This window comes from Pseudomonas sp. SORT22 (genome assembly GCF_018417635.1).
Taxonomy (GTDB): domain Bacteria; phylum Pseudomonadota; class Gammaproteobacteria; order Pseudomonadales; family Pseudomonadaceae; genus Aquipseudomonas.
Map to the genome: position 1 here is coordinate 5401775 of NZ_CP071007.1, position 13895 is coordinate 5415669.

General features: G+C 62.8%; 14 protein-coding genes. 3 read left to right on the plus strand and 11 right to left on the minus strand.

Annotation, left to right across the window (positions count from 1 at the left end; all coding sequences use genetic code 11):
- Positions 1-139 precede the first annotated feature (139 nt).
- From hflC to JYG36_RS24825, 9 genes are all read right to left on the minus strand, one after another.
- Positions 140-1009, minus strand: a complete 870-nt coding sequence (gene hflC / locus JYG36_RS24785; RefSeq protein ID WP_045193732.1) for a protease modulator HflC — start codon at positions 1007-1009, stop codon at positions 140-142.
- On the minus strand, positions 1009-2169 hold the full coding sequence (hflK, locus tag JYG36_RS24790; RefSeq protein WP_045193733.1) for an FtsH protease activity modulator HflK: 1161 nt from the start codon (positions 2167-2169) through the stop codon (positions 1009-1011). Before hflK ends, hflC begins: the two co-directional genes overlap by 1 nt.
- A 96-nt stretch (positions 2170-2265) precedes the next feature.
- The gene (hflX, locus tag JYG36_RS24795; protein WP_010221595.1) at positions 2266-3567 is read right to left on the minus strand and encodes a ribosome rescue GTPase HflX; all 1302 of its coding nucleotides are present in this window, start codon (positions 3565-3567) and stop codon (positions 2266-2268) included.
- A 12-nt stretch (positions 3568-3579) separates the two neighbouring features.
- Positions 3580-3840 carry an RNA chaperone Hfq gene (gene hfq, locus JYG36_RS24800; protein ID WP_010221594.1) on the minus strand — a complete coding sequence of 87 codons (261 nt, stop codon included), beginning with the start codon at positions 3838-3840 and terminating at the stop codon, positions 3580-3582.
- Between the two features lie 96 nt (positions 3841-3936).
- A complete protein-coding gene (gene miaA, locus JYG36_RS24805) occupies positions 3937-4908 on the minus strand; it encodes a tRNA (adenosine(37)-N6)-dimethylallyltransferase MiaA (RefSeq protein ID WP_213602624.1) in 972 nt (323 codons plus the stop codon).
- 1 nt (position 4909) lies between these two features.
- Entirely contained in the window at positions 4910-6811 is a 1902-nt protein-coding gene (mutL, locus tag JYG36_RS24810) for a DNA mismatch repair endonuclease MutL (RefSeq protein ID WP_045193737.1), read from the minus strand.
- Positions 6808-8232 carry an N-acetylmuramoyl-L-alanine amidase gene (locus tag JYG36_RS24815; RefSeq protein WP_213602626.1) on the minus strand — a complete coding sequence of 475 codons (1425 nt, stop codon included), beginning with the start codon at positions 8230-8232 and terminating at the stop codon, positions 6808-6810. The genes mutL and JYG36_RS24815 overlap by 4 nt, the downstream gene beginning before the upstream one ends.
- A gap of 3 nt (positions 8233-8235) precedes the next feature.
- Entirely contained in the window at positions 8236-8706 is a 471-nt protein-coding gene (gene tsaE, locus JYG36_RS24820; protein WP_045193739.1) for a tRNA (adenosine(37)-N6)-threonylcarbamoyltransferase complex ATPase subunit type 1 TsaE, read from the minus strand.
- The gene (locus tag JYG36_RS24825; RefSeq protein WP_093376724.1) at positions 8694-9554 is read right to left on the minus strand and encodes an NAD(P)H-hydrate dehydratase; all 861 of its coding nucleotides are present in this window, start codon (positions 9552-9554) and stop codon (positions 8694-8696) included. Before JYG36_RS24825 ends, tsaE begins: the two co-directional genes overlap by 13 nt.
- 62 nt (positions 9555-9616) lie before the next feature.
- Between JYG36_RS24825 and queG the strand changes: the two genes are divergently transcribed.
- The gene (gene queG, locus JYG36_RS24830) at positions 9617-10714 is read left to right on the plus strand and encodes a tRNA epoxyqueuosine(34) reductase QueG (RefSeq protein ID WP_093376728.1); all 1098 of its coding nucleotides are present in this window, start codon (positions 9617-9619) and stop codon (positions 10712-10714) included.
- Between the two features lie 46 nt (positions 10715-10760).
- Here the strand turns inward: queG and JYG36_RS24835 are convergent, their stop codons facing one another.
- Entirely contained in the window at positions 10761-11372 is a 612-nt protein-coding gene (locus JYG36_RS24835; RefSeq protein WP_038997454.1) for a trimeric intracellular cation channel family protein, read from the minus strand.
- A gap of 100 nt (positions 11373-11472) precedes the next feature.
- Positions 11473-12015, minus strand: coding sequence for an oligoribonuclease (gene orn, locus JYG36_RS24840; RefSeq protein WP_045193742.1), 543 nt, complete (start codon positions 12013-12015; stop codon positions 11473-11475).
- Positions 12016-12106: 91 nt separating this feature from the next.
- Between orn and rsgA the strand changes: the two genes are divergently transcribed.
- Positions 12107-13138: a small ribosomal subunit biogenesis GTPase RsgA gene (gene rsgA / locus JYG36_RS24845; protein WP_093376733.1), complete on the plus strand. Its 1032-nt coding sequence runs from the start codon at positions 12107-12109 to the stop codon at positions 13136-13138.
- Between the two features lie 258 nt (positions 13139-13396).
- Positions 13397-13879: a TIR domain-containing protein gene (locus JYG36_RS24850; protein ID WP_045193744.1), complete on the plus strand. Its 483-nt coding sequence runs from the start codon at positions 13397-13399 to the stop codon at positions 13877-13879.
- The last annotated feature ends 16 nt before the right edge of the window (positions 13880-13895 follow it).

Below are 13895 nucleotides of genomic sequence, written 5' to 3' on the forward strand. Positions count from 1 at the left end.
CTGTAGACCCGAACCGGGTTTGAACCGTTCGATCTTGCAGACGCAAAAAAGCCGGGAATTTCCCGGCTGCCGCATCATACACCCGTTTTCTCGCGGGATCACCCCGCCAGGCGTTTTAGCCGCCCGGCGGGGTAGATGCTTATGGCTTGGACTTGCCCATGAAGCGGAAGAAGTCGCTGCTCGGATCGAGCACCAGCACATCGCTCTTGTCGGCAAAGCTCTCGCGGTAAGCCTTGAGGCTGCGATAGAACGCGTAGAAGTCCTGGTCCTGACCGTAAGCCTTGGCGTAGATCGACGCCGCCTGGGCATCACCGTCACCGCGGGTTTCTTCCGATTCCCGGTAGGCTTCGGCCAGCAGAACCCGGCGCTGACGATCGGCGTCGGCACGAATGCCTTCAGCCAGCTCGTTACCCTTGGCACGGTGCTCGCGGGCTTCACGCTCACGCTCGGTGCTCATGCGCTCGAACACGCTGCGGTTGACTTCCTTGGGCAGGTCGATGGCCTTGACGCGAACGTCGACCACTTCAATACCCAGCTCCTTGCTGGCCATGCGGTTCAACGAGGCAGTGATGTCAGCCATCAGCGCGTCACGTTCACCGGAGACCACTTCGTGCAGGGTGCGTTTACCGAACTGGTCACGCAGGCCGCTTTCCAGACGGCGCGACAGACGTTCGTCGGCAATCTGCTTGAGGCCCGAGGTTGCAGTGTAGAAACGCTCGGCATCCTTGACCCGCCACTTGGCGTAGGCATCGACCATCACCGCTTTCTTTTCCAGGGTCAGGAAGCGCTGGGTCGGGGCGTCCAGGGTCATCAGGCGGGCGTCGAACTTGCGCACCTGGTTGACGTAAGGAACCTTCACATGCAGGCCGGGCTGGACATCAGCCTGGACCACACGACCAAATTGCAGGAGTACCGCACGCTCGGTCTGGGCCACGATGTAGAAGCTGTTCCAGGCCACGATCCCCAGCACCACGGCCACGATCAGGGCGATCAGCGATTTATTGCTCATCAGCGGCTCTCCCTAGTACGCAACTGTGTTTGCTGCTGTTGCAGTTCCGCCGCACGGGCCGCATCAGCGTTGGCCGAAGGCGCAGCGCTGGTGGTCGGCGCAATACGCGAACCACTGTTCTGGATCATCTTGTCGAGCGGCAGGTACAGCAGGTTGCTCTGACCGTCCTTGCCGGAGACCAGGACCTTGCTGGTGTTGCTGTAGACTTCCTGCATGGTGTCCAGGTACAAGCGCTGACGGGTCACTTCAGGGGCCTTGCGGTACTCGGCGACCAGCTTGGTGAAGCGGTCGGCCTCACCCTTGGCGCGCGAGACGACTTCGTCGCGGTAACCGTTGGCGTCCTCGATGATCCGCTGGGCCTGACCACGGGCTTCTGGCACCACGCCATTGGCGTAGGACTCGGCCTGGTTGCGGGCACGCTGCTCGTCTTCACGGGCACGGATCACGTCGTCGAAGGCTTCCTGCACTTCACGCGGGGCTGCCGCGCTCTGTACGTTGACCTGGGTGACGGTGATACCGGTACGGTAGGTATCGAGGAAACGCTGCAGGCGCTCCTTGATTTCCACGGCCATCTGCTCACGACCTTCGGTCAGTACCTTGTCCATTGCGGTGGAACCCACCACATGACGCAGGGCGCTGTCGGTCGCGTGCTGCAGGCTGACTTCAGGCTGATCGACGTTCAGCACGAAATCCTGCAGGTTGGTGATCTTGTACTGCACGGTCAGCGGCACCTCGACGATGTTCTCGTCTTCGGTCAGCATCTGCCCCTGCTTGGTATAGGCACGTTCGCGGGTAACGTTCTCCATGTACTTGCGATCGATCGGCGGGAAGTAGATGTTCAGGCCCGGCCCTACGGTTTCGTAGTATTTGCCGAAGCGCAGCACGACTGCCTGCTCCTGTTCGTCGACCACGTACACGGCGCTGTACAGCCAGATAGCTGCAAGCACGGCGAGACCGATACCGAGCAGGCCGAAGCCACCGCCCTTGCCGATGCCGCCATCACCACCGCGTTTCTTGCCACTGCCGAACATGCCGTTCAGGCTGTCCTGCAGCTTGCGGAAGGCCTCGTCGAGATCCGGTGGCCCTTTCTTGTCGCCACCACGGCGCCCGCCCCACGGATCCTGATTGTTCGAGTTGCCACCCGGCTCATTCCAAGCCATAGCGCTCTCCATCTGATAAAGCAAAGACGCGCCCACGGCGCGCCGTCCAATGCTACAGAATGCCTGTCACGGCTGCCCGACCGCGTCGCCGGGCATTTATTGCAAAGTATGTTGCTCGATGAACTCCAGCGGCTGCAAACCTTCGCGGCTGACCAGGCGGTTCAACTCCACCCGCGGCAGTCGCACAGCCAGCAGGCTGCTGCCTTCATCGTCGTGCTCTTCGCTCTGCACCGCACCCAGTTCAAAGAACTGCGCGCGCAGCCGGGCAAAACGCTGCTCAAGGCGCAAGGTACCGACAAACAGGTCATCCCCCAGCAATTCGGCGACCGCCTGCCCCACCAGCTCCAGCCCCCGACCATCGCGGGCCGAGACCCAGACCCGTTGCGGCTTGCCATCGGCATCGCGCTGAATCTGCGGCTCGACGCCTTCAAGCAGGTCGAGTTTGTTATAGACCTCGAGGATCGGCAAGCCTTCTGCACCGATCTCTCCCAGTACCGCCATGACCTGCTCGATCTGCGCCATGCGCTCAGGCTCATGGGCGTCGATCACGTGCAGCAGCAGGTCGGAGTTGCTCGACTCTTCGAGCGTAGCCCGAAATGCCTCGACCAGCTTGTGCGGCAGGTGACGAATGAAGCCCACGGTGTCGGCCAGCACGATCGGCCCGAGGTCGTCGAGCTCGAGCCGGCGCAAGGTCGGGTCGAGGGTCGCGAACAACTGGTCGGCAGCGTAGACCTCGGACTGGGTCAGGGCGTTGAACAGCGTGGATTTGCCGGCGTTGGTGTAGCCGACCAGGGAAACCGAAGGGATATCCGCCCGTTTACGGCCACGACGAGCCTGCTCACGCTGGCTGCGGACCTTCTCCAGGCGCGCCTTGATCTGGCGCAGGCGTACCCGCAGCAGGCGGCGGTCGGTTTCCAGTTGGGTTTCACCCGGGCCGCGCAGGCCGATACCGCCTTTTTGCCGCTCAAGGTGAGTCCAGCCACGTACCAGCCGCGTGCTCATGTGCTCGAGCTGGGCCAGTTCGACCTGCAGCTTGCCTTCATGGGTACGCGCCCGCTGGGCGAAGATATCGAGAATCAGACCGGTGCGGTCAAGCACGCGACACTCGAAGACTCGTTCGAGGTTACGTTCCTGACTGGGGGTGAGGGTGTGATTGAAAATCACCAAATCTACCTGTTCGGCGTTGACCAGGTCGCGCAATTCTTCGACCTTGCCGCTGCCAATCAGGTATTTGGCGGTGGGCTGATGTCGCGCCACATTGGCGAACGCGACAATATCGGCCCCAGCCGACAGTGCCAGCTCCTGAAACTCCTGCGGATCTTCGCGCGCCTCAGGGTTCTGACCTTCCAAGTGAACGAGGACTGCCCGTTCACCACCACCGTGGCGCTCAAAGAACAAAGCAGACTCCTATCAGGCGTTACCTGGCTCAGCGTCGCCTTGCTCGGATTCGGTTGCGCTAGGCAGACGGATCGGACGCACAGGGACAACTGTCGAGATGGCGTGTTTGTAAACCATCTGGCTGACGGTGTTCTTCAGCAGAATCACGAACTGGTCGAAGGATTCGATCGTGCCTTGCAGCTTGATGCCGTTAACCAGATAGATCGAAACCCCAACTTTTTCTTTTCTCAAAGTATTCAAGTAAGGGTCTTGTAGCGAATGCCCTTTTGACATATGCCGCACTCCTGTAAGGATCAATAGTAAAAAAATCAAAGAAAAACTGATGGCTCAAGCCGCCCCACCCCAAGGATAGACGGCAATTGCAAGGACTCAGCTCAATATGGAGACCGATCCAAGGTATTTCAAGGTGCGAGACAGATTGTCGCAGTCCAGGCTGTCCAGCCAGTGCAGGTCAGCCCAACTACGCAACCAGGTGAACTGCCGCTTCGCCAGTTGGCGAGTGGCAATAATGCCGCGCTCCTGCATTTCAACTGAAGTCAACTTGCCATCAAGGTGATCCCAGACCTGGCGATAACCAACCGCCCGTATAGACGGCAGCCCCGCGTGCAAGTCACTTCTGGCTCGCAGCAATCGGACCTCGTCAACGAAGCCCTGTTCCAGCATTTGCCCGAATCGTAGCGCAATCCGCTCGTGCAGTATGTGCCGATCGGTTGGCGCAATGGCCAGGCTGGCGACAGTATAGGGCAATTGTCCCGCTGCGGACGCGCCTGCGGCGCTACTTTGCGCGGATTGACGCTGACGATGTTCGGTCATTGTCAGGCCGCTGACCCGGTAAACCTCCAGCGCGCGGATCAGCCGCTGCGGGTCATTGGGATGAATACGCGCCGCCGACTCAGGGTCGACCGCCGCCAGTTGCTGGTGCAGGGCGTGCAAACCCAGGCGCTGAACCTGCTCTTCGAGCTCGGCACGCACGTGCGGGTCGGCCGCCGGCATGTCCGCCAGGCCTTCGAGCAATGCCTTGTAATAAAGCATGGTACCGCCGACCAGCAGCGGAATCTTGCCGCGCGCGGTGATCTCGGCCATGGCCTCCAGGGCATCACGACGAAAATCGGCGGCCGAATAGCTTTCGGCCGGGTCGAGGATGTCGATCAGCCGGTGCGGATGGGCGGCGAGGATCTCTTTCGACGGCTTGGCGCTGCCGATGTCCATGCCACGGTAGACCAGCGCCGAATCGACACTGATCAGCTCGCACGGCAACACCTTGGTCAGTTCGATGGCAAGGTCGGTCTTGCCCGCCGCAGTCGGGCCCATCAGGAATATCGCGGGGGGTTTGGCGCTCATGTCATCGACCGCGCAAGAACAGTTTGTCCAGATCGTCCAGGCCCATCTGGGTCCAGGTCGGCCTGCCATGGTTACATTGACCGCTACGCTCGGTGTTTTCCATATCGCGCAGCAGGCCGTTCATTTCAGCGATGGCCAGGCGCCGGTTGGCGCGGATGGCGCCGTGGCAGGCCATGGTTCCGAGCAGTTCGTTCAGGTGTGCCTGAATGCGGTCGCTGGTGCCGTACTCCATCAGGTCGGCCAGTACGTCCTGGACCAGGCGGTTGGCCTCGGCCTGCTTGAGCAGCGCCGGAATCTGCCGGATCGCCAGGCTTTCCGGGCCCAGGCGCTGCAACTCGAAGCCCAGGCGCTGGAACCACTCGGCGTGCTCTTCGGCGCAATCGGCTTCGCGCTGGCTCAAGGCCAGGGATTCGGGCACCAGCAGCGGCTGGCCGCTGAGGCCTTCGCTGGCCATGGCCACCTTGAGGCGCTCGTACATGATCCGCTCATGGGCGGCATGCATGTCCACCAGCACCAGGCCGACGGCGTTTTCAGCCAGGATATAGATGCCCTTGAGCTGGGCCAGGGCATAGCCCAGCGGCGGGATGTCGCCCTGGCCTTCGGGCAAGGCTGGCGGTGCTGCCTCGGCCAGCGGCGCGAAAAATTCCCGGTACACACCCTGGGCCTCGGCCGCAGGCAAGGCCTGGGTCGGCCTTGGCGTGTACTGGTATTGATAACCGGCGCCACTGCCATTGCTGCCCACGGACGGGCGCAGGCCCGGTTCAGCGGGCGGCTGCTCCAGCAGATTGGCGGCCAGGCGCATCTCGCCCTGGGGGCCGAATTCACCGGCCTGAATACCGCTCGGGCGGACGATCTCGCTGCTGGCAGCGGGCGCGGCCAGTTGGTCTTCCGGGCGTACATCGGCGAGGGCGCGGTGCAGGGTGCCGTACAGAAAGTCATGGACCATGCGCCCGTCACGAAAGCGTACTTCGTGCTTGGTCGGGTGCACGTTGACGTCGACACCGGTAGGGTCGACCTCGAAAAACAGCACGAAAGTCGGGTGCCGGCCGTTGAACAGCACATCACGGTAGGCCTGGCGCACGGCGTGGGCGACCAGCTTGTCGCGCACCGCGCGGCCGTTGACGAAGAAGTACTGCAGATCAGCCTGGCTGCGCGAGAAGGTCGGCAACCCGACCCAGCCCCACAGGTGCAGGCCGTTGCGCTCGACCTCGATCGGCAGTGCCTGCTCGAGGAAACCCGGGCCGCAGATCGCCGCGACACGGCGAGCGCGCGCGGTATCGTCATGGGCTTCATGCAGGCTGAGGATGCTCTTGCCGTTGTGGCGCAGGTGAAAGCCGACGTCGAAGCGCGCCAGCGCCAGGCGGCGGATCACTTCCTGCAGGTGATCGAACTCGGTTTTCTCGGTCTTGAGGAACTTGCGCCGTGCCGGGGTATTGAAGAACAGGTCACGCACTTCCACCGAGGTACCGACCGGATGCGCCGCCGGCTGCACCCGCGGGGCCATGTCGCGGCCTTCGGTTTCCACCTGCCAGGCCTGTTCGGCGTCGCGGGTACGCGAAGTCAGGGTCAGGCGAGCGACCGAGCTGATCGACGCCAGCGCTTCACCGCGAAAACCCAGGCTCATGACCCGCTCAAGGTCTTCCAGGTCGCGGATCTTGCTGGTGGCGTGGCGGGCAAGGGCCAGCGGCAGGTCGTCAGCGGCGATACCACCACCGTCGTCGCGAACGCGCAGCAGCTTGACGCCGCCCTGCTCGACTTCGACGTCGATGCGCTTGGCGCCGGAGTCCAGGCTGTTTTCCAGCAGTTCCTTGATCACCGAGGCCGGGCGTTCGACCACCTCACCGGCGGCAATCTGGTTAGCCAGCCGCGGGCTGAGCAGCTCGATCCGGGCACTGCTGCTCATTGCTGGGCCGCCAGTGCCGTGGTCGGGATGTTCAGGTGCTGGCCGACTTTCAGTTCATCGGTCTTCAGGCTGTTGGCACTGCGCAGGCTGGCGACGCTGACCTGATAACGCACGGCGATCATCGCCAGGGTCTCGCCCGGGCGCACCGAATGCTCGCGCGGGCCCTGGGCGATCTTGCCGCTGTCACGCAACCAGGCCACATAGGTGCCCGGCGGCGGGTTCTGCTGGAAGAACTGGCGTACGCCACTGTGAATCGAACGCGCCAGCGACTGCTGGTGGCTTGGGGTGGCCAGCTTGGCCGCCTCGTTGGCGTTGGAGATAAAGCCGGTTTCCACCAGGATCGACGGGATGTCCGGCGATTTCAGCACCATGAACCCGGCCTGCTCGACGCGCTGCTTGTGCAGCGGGGTGATGCGGCCCATGTTGCCCAAAACCTTCTGGCCGACGTTGAGGCTGGAGCTCAACGAAGCGGTCATCGACAGATCAAGCAGCACGCCGGCGAGCATGCGGTCCTTGTCATCGAGGCTGACGTTGCCGGCCCCCCCGATCAAGTCGGAGCGGTTTTCGCTATCGGCCAGCCAGCGTGCGGTTTCCGAGGTAGCGCCGCGATCGGACAGGGCGAACACCGAGGCACCGAACGCGGCCTTGGACGGCGCGGCGTCGGCGTGGATCGAGATGAACAGGTCAGCGCCCTTCTTGCGGGCAATCTCGGTGCGTTTGCGCAGCGGGATGAAGTAATCGCCGGTACGGGTCAGCTCGGCGCGAAAGCCCTTCTCGGTGTTGATCTGGCGCTGCAGCTCCTTGGCGATGGCCAGGACGATGTCTTTTTCATGCTGGCCGCGCGAACCGGAGGCACCCGGGTCTTCACCGCCGTGACCGGCATCGATGGCGATGACGATGTCACGTTTGCCATTGGGCACCGGGGTCAGCTTGATCGCCGGTTGCGCCGGCGTGACCGGTACCGCAGGGGTGGTTGCCACCGGCGGTGTGGGCGGTGGCGGCGCGGCATCGGCTTCCTGGTCGAACAAGTCGACTACCAGGCGGTTACCGTACTGGGCATTGGGCGCCAGGGTGAAGCTCTTGGGCGTCACCGACTTTTTCAGGTCGACCACCACGCGCAGGTCGGTCGGCGTACGCTGGGCCGAGCGCACGCTGGTAATCGGGGTATTGGAGGTGGACACCGACAACGGCGCAGCCAGGGTCGCGCCATTGATGTCGATCACCAGGCGGTCCGGGGCGGTCAAGGTAAACACGCTGTGCTGCACAGGGCCCGAGAGGTCGAAGACCAGCCGTGTGTTATCGGGCGCTCGCCATAAACGCACACTTTTGACTTGCGTGACGGCCAGAGCGTTAACGGTCACTACCGTAAGCAGCAGTCCTACGACAGAAACCAGTGCGCGAATGCGCATACCTATCCCCATTTTCTATTTGAATTCCAAGGCCAGAGCGGCACACCAGGCTTCGCCACGTGCCCCCTGCGGCGACAGGTTGAGCGAACGACCGCCCGCCTGGGGGCTTATGGTAATGGTCAGGTCGGGCTTTGGCAAAATGCCTGCCCCTTTTTGCGGCCACTCGAACAGGCACAAGGCGTCACCTTCGAAATAATCGCGGATGCCCATGAATTCCAGCTCCTCCGGATCGACCAGGCGATAAAGGTCGAAGTGGAAGGCACGAACATCACCAATCTCGTACGGTTCAACCACAGTAAAGGTAGGACTTTTTACCGCACCTTGGTGCCCAAGGCCGCGAATAATGCCCCGCGACAGGGTGGTCTTGCCGGCCCCCAGGTCCCCTTCAAGAAAAATCACGCCGTGGCCTTTGGTCACTTCGGCAATACGCTTGCCCAAATTCACCATGGCCTCTTCATCGGCCAAAAACAGGGTTATGCCAGACACGCTGAATGCTCCTCCAATAACTGACGAATTGCCGGGACCATGTCGCTGGCGGCCAGGCCACGGCCCTGCGCGCCCAGGCGCTCGCCGGCGCAGGCATGCAGCCAGACGCCCAGACAGGCCGCGTCCCAGGCCGACATGCCCTGGGCCAGCAAAGCGCCGAGCACGCCGCTGAGCACATCGCCCAGACCGGCGCCGGCCATGGCCGGATGACCACGCGAGCACAGCGCCAACTGCCCGGCCGGATCGGCGACCAGGGTGCCGGCGCCTTTGAGCACGCATACGACCGCGTATTTGCGTGCGAGTTTGCGCGCCGCCCCGGGCCGGTCGGCCTGTACCGCTTCGGTCGATACACCGAGCAGGCGCGCAGCCTCGCCCGGGTGCGGGGTAATGATGCTGCCCTTGGGCAGCGGCAAGGGTTGGCGCGCCAGCAGGTTGAGGGCATCGGCGTCCCACACTTGAGGCAGTGGGCTGCTGGCCACCGCCGACAACAGGCTGCGCCCCCAGGCCGCCTGGCCCAGGCCTGGACCTGCCACCAGCACCGAGGCCCGCTCGATCGGCGCCATCAGCTGGTTGGCCGAATGCACGCCCAGGCTCATCACCTCGGGCAGGCGGGCCATGGCCGCAGGCACATGCTCAGGCCGGCTGACCAGCGATACCAGGCCGGCGCCGCAGCGCAACGCCGCTTCGGCGCTGAGCAGCACCGCGCCGCCAGTGCCGCGATCACCACCGACCACCAGCACATGGCCGAAGTCGCCCTTATGGGCGTCAGCAGGACGTGGCGCCAGGGGCGCAAGGGTGACGCTGGTGAGCCGATGGGGCTCGTTTGCGGGGTGTTTGGTCTGAGGCATGGGTCAAAGGCTCTGATGTCTGGCAGAATTATACGCACCTGAGTCCGTATTGCCTTATTCCCATGTCTGCTTCTGCCCCCGATCTACCTGCGCTGGCCCAATCGATCAAGGATTGGGGCCGAGAGCTCGGTTTTGCCCATGTCGGCATCACCGGGGTGGACCTGGGCGAGCATGAAAAACATCTGGAACGCTGGCTCGAGGCGGGCTACCACGGCGAAATGGATTACATGGGCGCCCACGGCAGCAAGCGCTCGCACCCCGATGAGCTGGTGCCCGGCACCTTGCGCGTGGTGTCGCTGCGCATGGACTACCTGCCGGGCGACACGCGCATGGCCCAGCAGCTGGCGCATCCAGAAAAAGCCTACATCTCCCGCTACGCCCTGGGTCGCGACTACCACAAGCTGGTGCGCAAACGCGTGCAGCACCTGGCCGAGCGCATCCAGAAGGATATCGGCCCGTTCGGCTTCCGGGCCTTTGTCGACAGCGCCCCGGTGCTGGAAAAGGCCATTGCCGAGCAGGCTGGCCTGGGCTGGATCGGCAAGAACACCCTGCTGCTCAACCGCAAGGCCGGCAGTTACTTCTTTCTTGCCGAGCTGTTTGTCGACATGCCGCTGCCGGTCGACCCGCCGCAGGCCAGCGAACACTGCGGCCGCTGCAGCGCCTGCCTGGACATCTGCCCGACCCAGGCCTTTGTCGGCCCCTATGTGCTGGATGCCCGGCGCTGTATCTCGTACCTGACCATCGAACTGAAAAGCGCGATCCCGGAAGATCTGCGACCGTTGATCGGCAATCGGGTATTTGGCTGCGATGACTGCCAGATCGTCTGCCCATGGAACCGCTTCGCCCGACCGAGCGGTGAAAACGACTTCAAGCCCCGGCACAACCTCGACAGCGCCGGGCTTGCCGAGCTGTTCATGTGGGATGAACAGACCTTCCTCGACAGCACTGAAGGCTCGCCGCTGCGCCGTGCCGGCTATGAGCGCTGGTTGCGCAACCTGGCGGTGGGGCTTGGCAATGCGCCGTCGACCATCCAGGTACTGGAGGCGCTCAAGGCGCGGCAGGATTTTCCGTCGGAGCTGGTGCGTGAGCATGTGCAGTGGGCACTGGGGCAACATGCCATGAAAACAGCGGCGAGCACCAAGCCACAAGCGTCAAGCTGATCGCCTCAACTTGCAGCTTGTGGCTTGGCACTTGCCGCTTAAGCCTTCAATGCTCGTCGTTGTAATGAAACTTGGGCATTTCCCAGTGGAAGCGAATCGCCAGCAGGCGTAGCAGGAAGCCGCCGAACAGGGTCAGCAGAATCGCCTGCTCGCCTGGCACATTGAAGTACACGCAGCCCAGGTAAAACCAGGCCGCGGCGAACGACACACTGGCATACAGCTCCCGACGGAAGATCAGCGGAATATCGTTACAGAAGATATCCCGGAGGATCCCGCCGAACACCCCGGTGATTACCCCGCTGATCGACGCCACCAGCATGCCCTGGCCCATTTCCAGCGCGGTCATGCAGCCAATCAGGGTAAAGGCCACCAGCCCCAGGGCATCGAGCACCAGGAATAGCGAGCGCAAGTGACGCATCAACGGCGCGATAAAGATCGTCATCAGCGCTGCGAAACTGGTCAGCACCAAGTATTCCGGGTGCTTGACCCAGGTCAGCGGGTAATGCCCCAGCAGCACGTCGCGCACCGAACCACCGCCCAGGGCGGTGATGCAGGCGATCAGCACCACGCCGAACCAGTCCATGCCGCGGCGCCCGGCAGACAGCGCGCCAGTCATGGCTTCGGCAGTGATAGCAATGAGGTAGAGCATCAACAACATGGCGCAGATCCGTGCAAAGGGGCGCGCAGTCTAACCAGTTGCCACAGGCACCAAAAGGGGGCGCCGCGCGGATTGTCTGTACAAGCCGGCGGCGTTGCGATCAGAACTTGATGAAGTGCTGGCGATAGTGGCGCAGTTCGTTGATCGACTCGCGAATATCGTCCAGCGCCAGGTGGGTGCCGCCCTTCTTGAAGCTGTCACGCACTTCAGGGGCCCAGCGTGCTGCCAGCTCCTTGAGGGTCGAGACGTCGAGGTTGCGGTAGTGGAAGTAGTTTTCCAGGCTGCGCATGTGGCGATAGAGGAAGCGGCGGTCCTGGCAGATGCTGTTGCCGCAGATCGGCGACTTGCCCTTTGGCACCCACTGTTCCAGGAAGGCGATGGTCTGCGCCTCGGCTTCGGCCATGCTGACGCGGCTGTCCTTGACCCGCTGGGTCAGGCCGGAGGCGCCGTGGGTGCGGGTGTTCCACTCGTCCATGCGCGCCAGCACCTCGTCACTGTGGTGAATGGCGATCACCGGGCCTTCGGCCAGGGTATTGAGGTCGCTGTCGGTGACGATGGTGGCCATTTCGATAATGACGTCTTGATCCGGATCCAGACCGGTCATTTCCAGGTCGATCCAGATCAGGTTCTGTGGGTTCTGCATGATTCTGCTCCTCGGTAGGTGCGCAGTTTAGCCTAGTGGAGCGTGCTAAACTCCCCGCGGTTAAATATTGCCTCCCGAACACGGAACCTTCATGGCCAAACGCCAGCTCAATCGACGCCAGAACTGGCGCATCGAAAAAATCCAGGGTGAACGCGCTGCCCGCGCCGCCAAACGCGAACAACAGACCCTGAAGGAGCTCGAAGGCGGTGACCTCGGCCCGGAGCAAATGGGCCTGGTCATCGCTCACTTTGGCGTGCAGGTCGAAGTCGAAGCCCAGGACGGCGACGTTGCCGGCCAGGTGTTCCGTTGCCACCTGCGGGCCAACCTGCCGGCGCTGGTCACCGGCGACAAGGTAGTCTGGCGCGCCGGCAACCAGGGCATTGGCGTGATTGTCGCGCAGATGCCGCGCCATACCGAGCTGTGCCGCCCGGACAGCCGTGGCCAGCTCAAACCGGTAGCGGCCAACGTCGACCTGATCGTGATCGTCTTCGCCCCGGCGCCGGAACCCCATGCCAACCTGATTGACCGCTACCTGGTCGCGGCCGAGCATGCCGGCATCCGCCCCTTGCTGCTGCTGAACAAGGCCGACCTGATCGACGAGCAGAACGCTCCGGCGCTCAATGCATTGCTGGCAGTTTACCGCCAGCTTGGCTACCCGTTGCTGGAAGTGTCGGCGCACCACGGCAACGGCATGGAGCAACTGCAGGCCCAGCTTGACGGCCATATCAGCGTGTTCGTCGGTCAGTCCGGGGTTGGCAAGTCGTCGCTGGTCAACAGCCTGCTGCCCGAGGTTCAGACCCGCGTCGGCGATCTGTCGGAATGGTCCGGCCAGGGTACTCACACCACCACCACCGCCCGTCTTTACCACTTCCCCGGTGGTGGCGAGCTTATCGACTCCCCGGGCATCCGCGAATTTGGCCTGGGCCACGTCAGCCGTGCCGATGTCGAAGCCGGCTTTATCGAGTTCACCGACCTGCTCGGCACCTGCCGCTTTCGCGACTGCAAACACGACCGCGAGCCGGGTTGTGCACTGCTCAAGGCCCTCGAAGACGGCCGCGTGCAACAGCAACGGATGAACAGCTACCGCTCGATCATCGCCAGCCTGCCGCAAGACACTTACTGAAACATCTGAGGCCCGGAAACGGGCCTCAAACGGTTCAAAGTAGGACTCATCCGTAGGATTTATTACCCAGCAAAGCAGGAAGCATCTGCTTTGCTGGTCGTACCTTGCTGTGCGAAAGACTTTCGCTGATTGTCACCTTTCAAGATTCGCCGCCATGAAGCGAATCGACCCCATGCCCTGCGTATGAAAGGAATCAACCATGACAATTCAGCTATTGCGCATCAACGCCACTCCCTCCAGCGTGGGAGGGCACTTCTGATGCCAGTCTTTATCAGTTATCGCCACAGCGAACGCCTGGACGCCTTCATCATCAATGAGCGGCTCAAGCTTGAAGGCATCAATACCCAGCTGGACCTGTTCGACAGCGAGGCCCAGCAGACCACCGACGACATCAGCGGAATCATCCGCCGCAACATCAGCCAGTGCACCCACCTGATTGCCGTGCTCGCACCGGAAACCGCCGAGGCCTGGTGGGTGCCCTTCCAGCTTGGCGCCGCCACCCTGGTCAATCGCCGGGTAGCCTTTTACCAGTGCGGCGAGGCCACGCTGCCGGGGTATCTGGAGAAGTGGCCAACCATGACCAACCGCGAACACATCGACCTCTACGTGCGCGCCTACCATGACGAGCAAACCTTCAAGCGCTCGATCGACAGCGAAGCCTGCGAGGCCAATGCCACCAACCGCTCCAACGCCGACTTCTTCCATGCCGACCTCAAGGCCAAGATCCGCCGCGGCTTTTAGCCTGTAGCGCCAAGCA

Coding starts and splice junctions, on each gene's coding strand:
- hflC (WP_045193732.1), bottom strand. CDS start 1,009: ATGAGCAATAAATCGCTGATCGCCCTGATCGTGGCCGTGGTGCTGGGG.
- hflK (WP_045193733.1), bottom strand. CDS start 2,169: ATGGCTTGGAATGAGCCGGGTGGCAACTCGAACAATCAGGATCCGTGG.
- hfq (WP_010221594.1), bottom strand. CDS start 3,840: ATGTCAAAAGGGCATTCGCTACAAGACCCTTACTTGAATACTTTGAGA.
- miaA (WP_213602624.1), bottom strand. CDS start 4,908: ATGAGCGCCAAACCCCCCGCGATATTCCTGATGGGCCCGACTGCGGCG.
- mutL (WP_045193737.1), bottom strand. CDS start 6,811: ATGAGCAGCAGTGCCCGGATCGAGCTGCTCAGCCCGCGGCTGGCTAAC.
- JYG36_RS24815 (WP_213602626.1), bottom strand. CDS start 8,232: ATGGGGATAGGTATGCGCATTCGCGCACTGGTTTCTGTCGTAGGACTG.
- JYG36_RS24825 (WP_093376724.1), bottom strand. CDS start 9,554: ATGCCTCAGACCAAACACCCCGCAAACGAGCCCCATCGGCTCACCAGC.
- queG (WP_093376728.1), top strand. CDS start 9,617: ATGTCTGCTTCTGCCCCCGATCTACCTGCGCTGGCCCAATCGATCAAG.
- JYG36_RS24835 (WP_038997454.1), bottom strand. CDS start 11,372: ATGTTGTTGATGCTCTACCTCATTGCTATCACTGCCGAAGCCATGACT.
- orn (WP_045193742.1), bottom strand. CDS start 12,015: ATGCAGAACCCACAGAACCTGATCTGGATCGACCTGGAAATGACCGGT.
- rsgA (WP_093376733.1), top strand. CDS start 12,107: ATGGCCAAACGCCAGCTCAATCGACGCCAGAACTGGCGCATCGAAAAA.
- JYG36_RS24850 (WP_045193744.1), top strand. CDS start 13,397: ATGCCAGTCTTTATCAGTTATCGCCACAGCGAACGCCTGGACGCCTTC.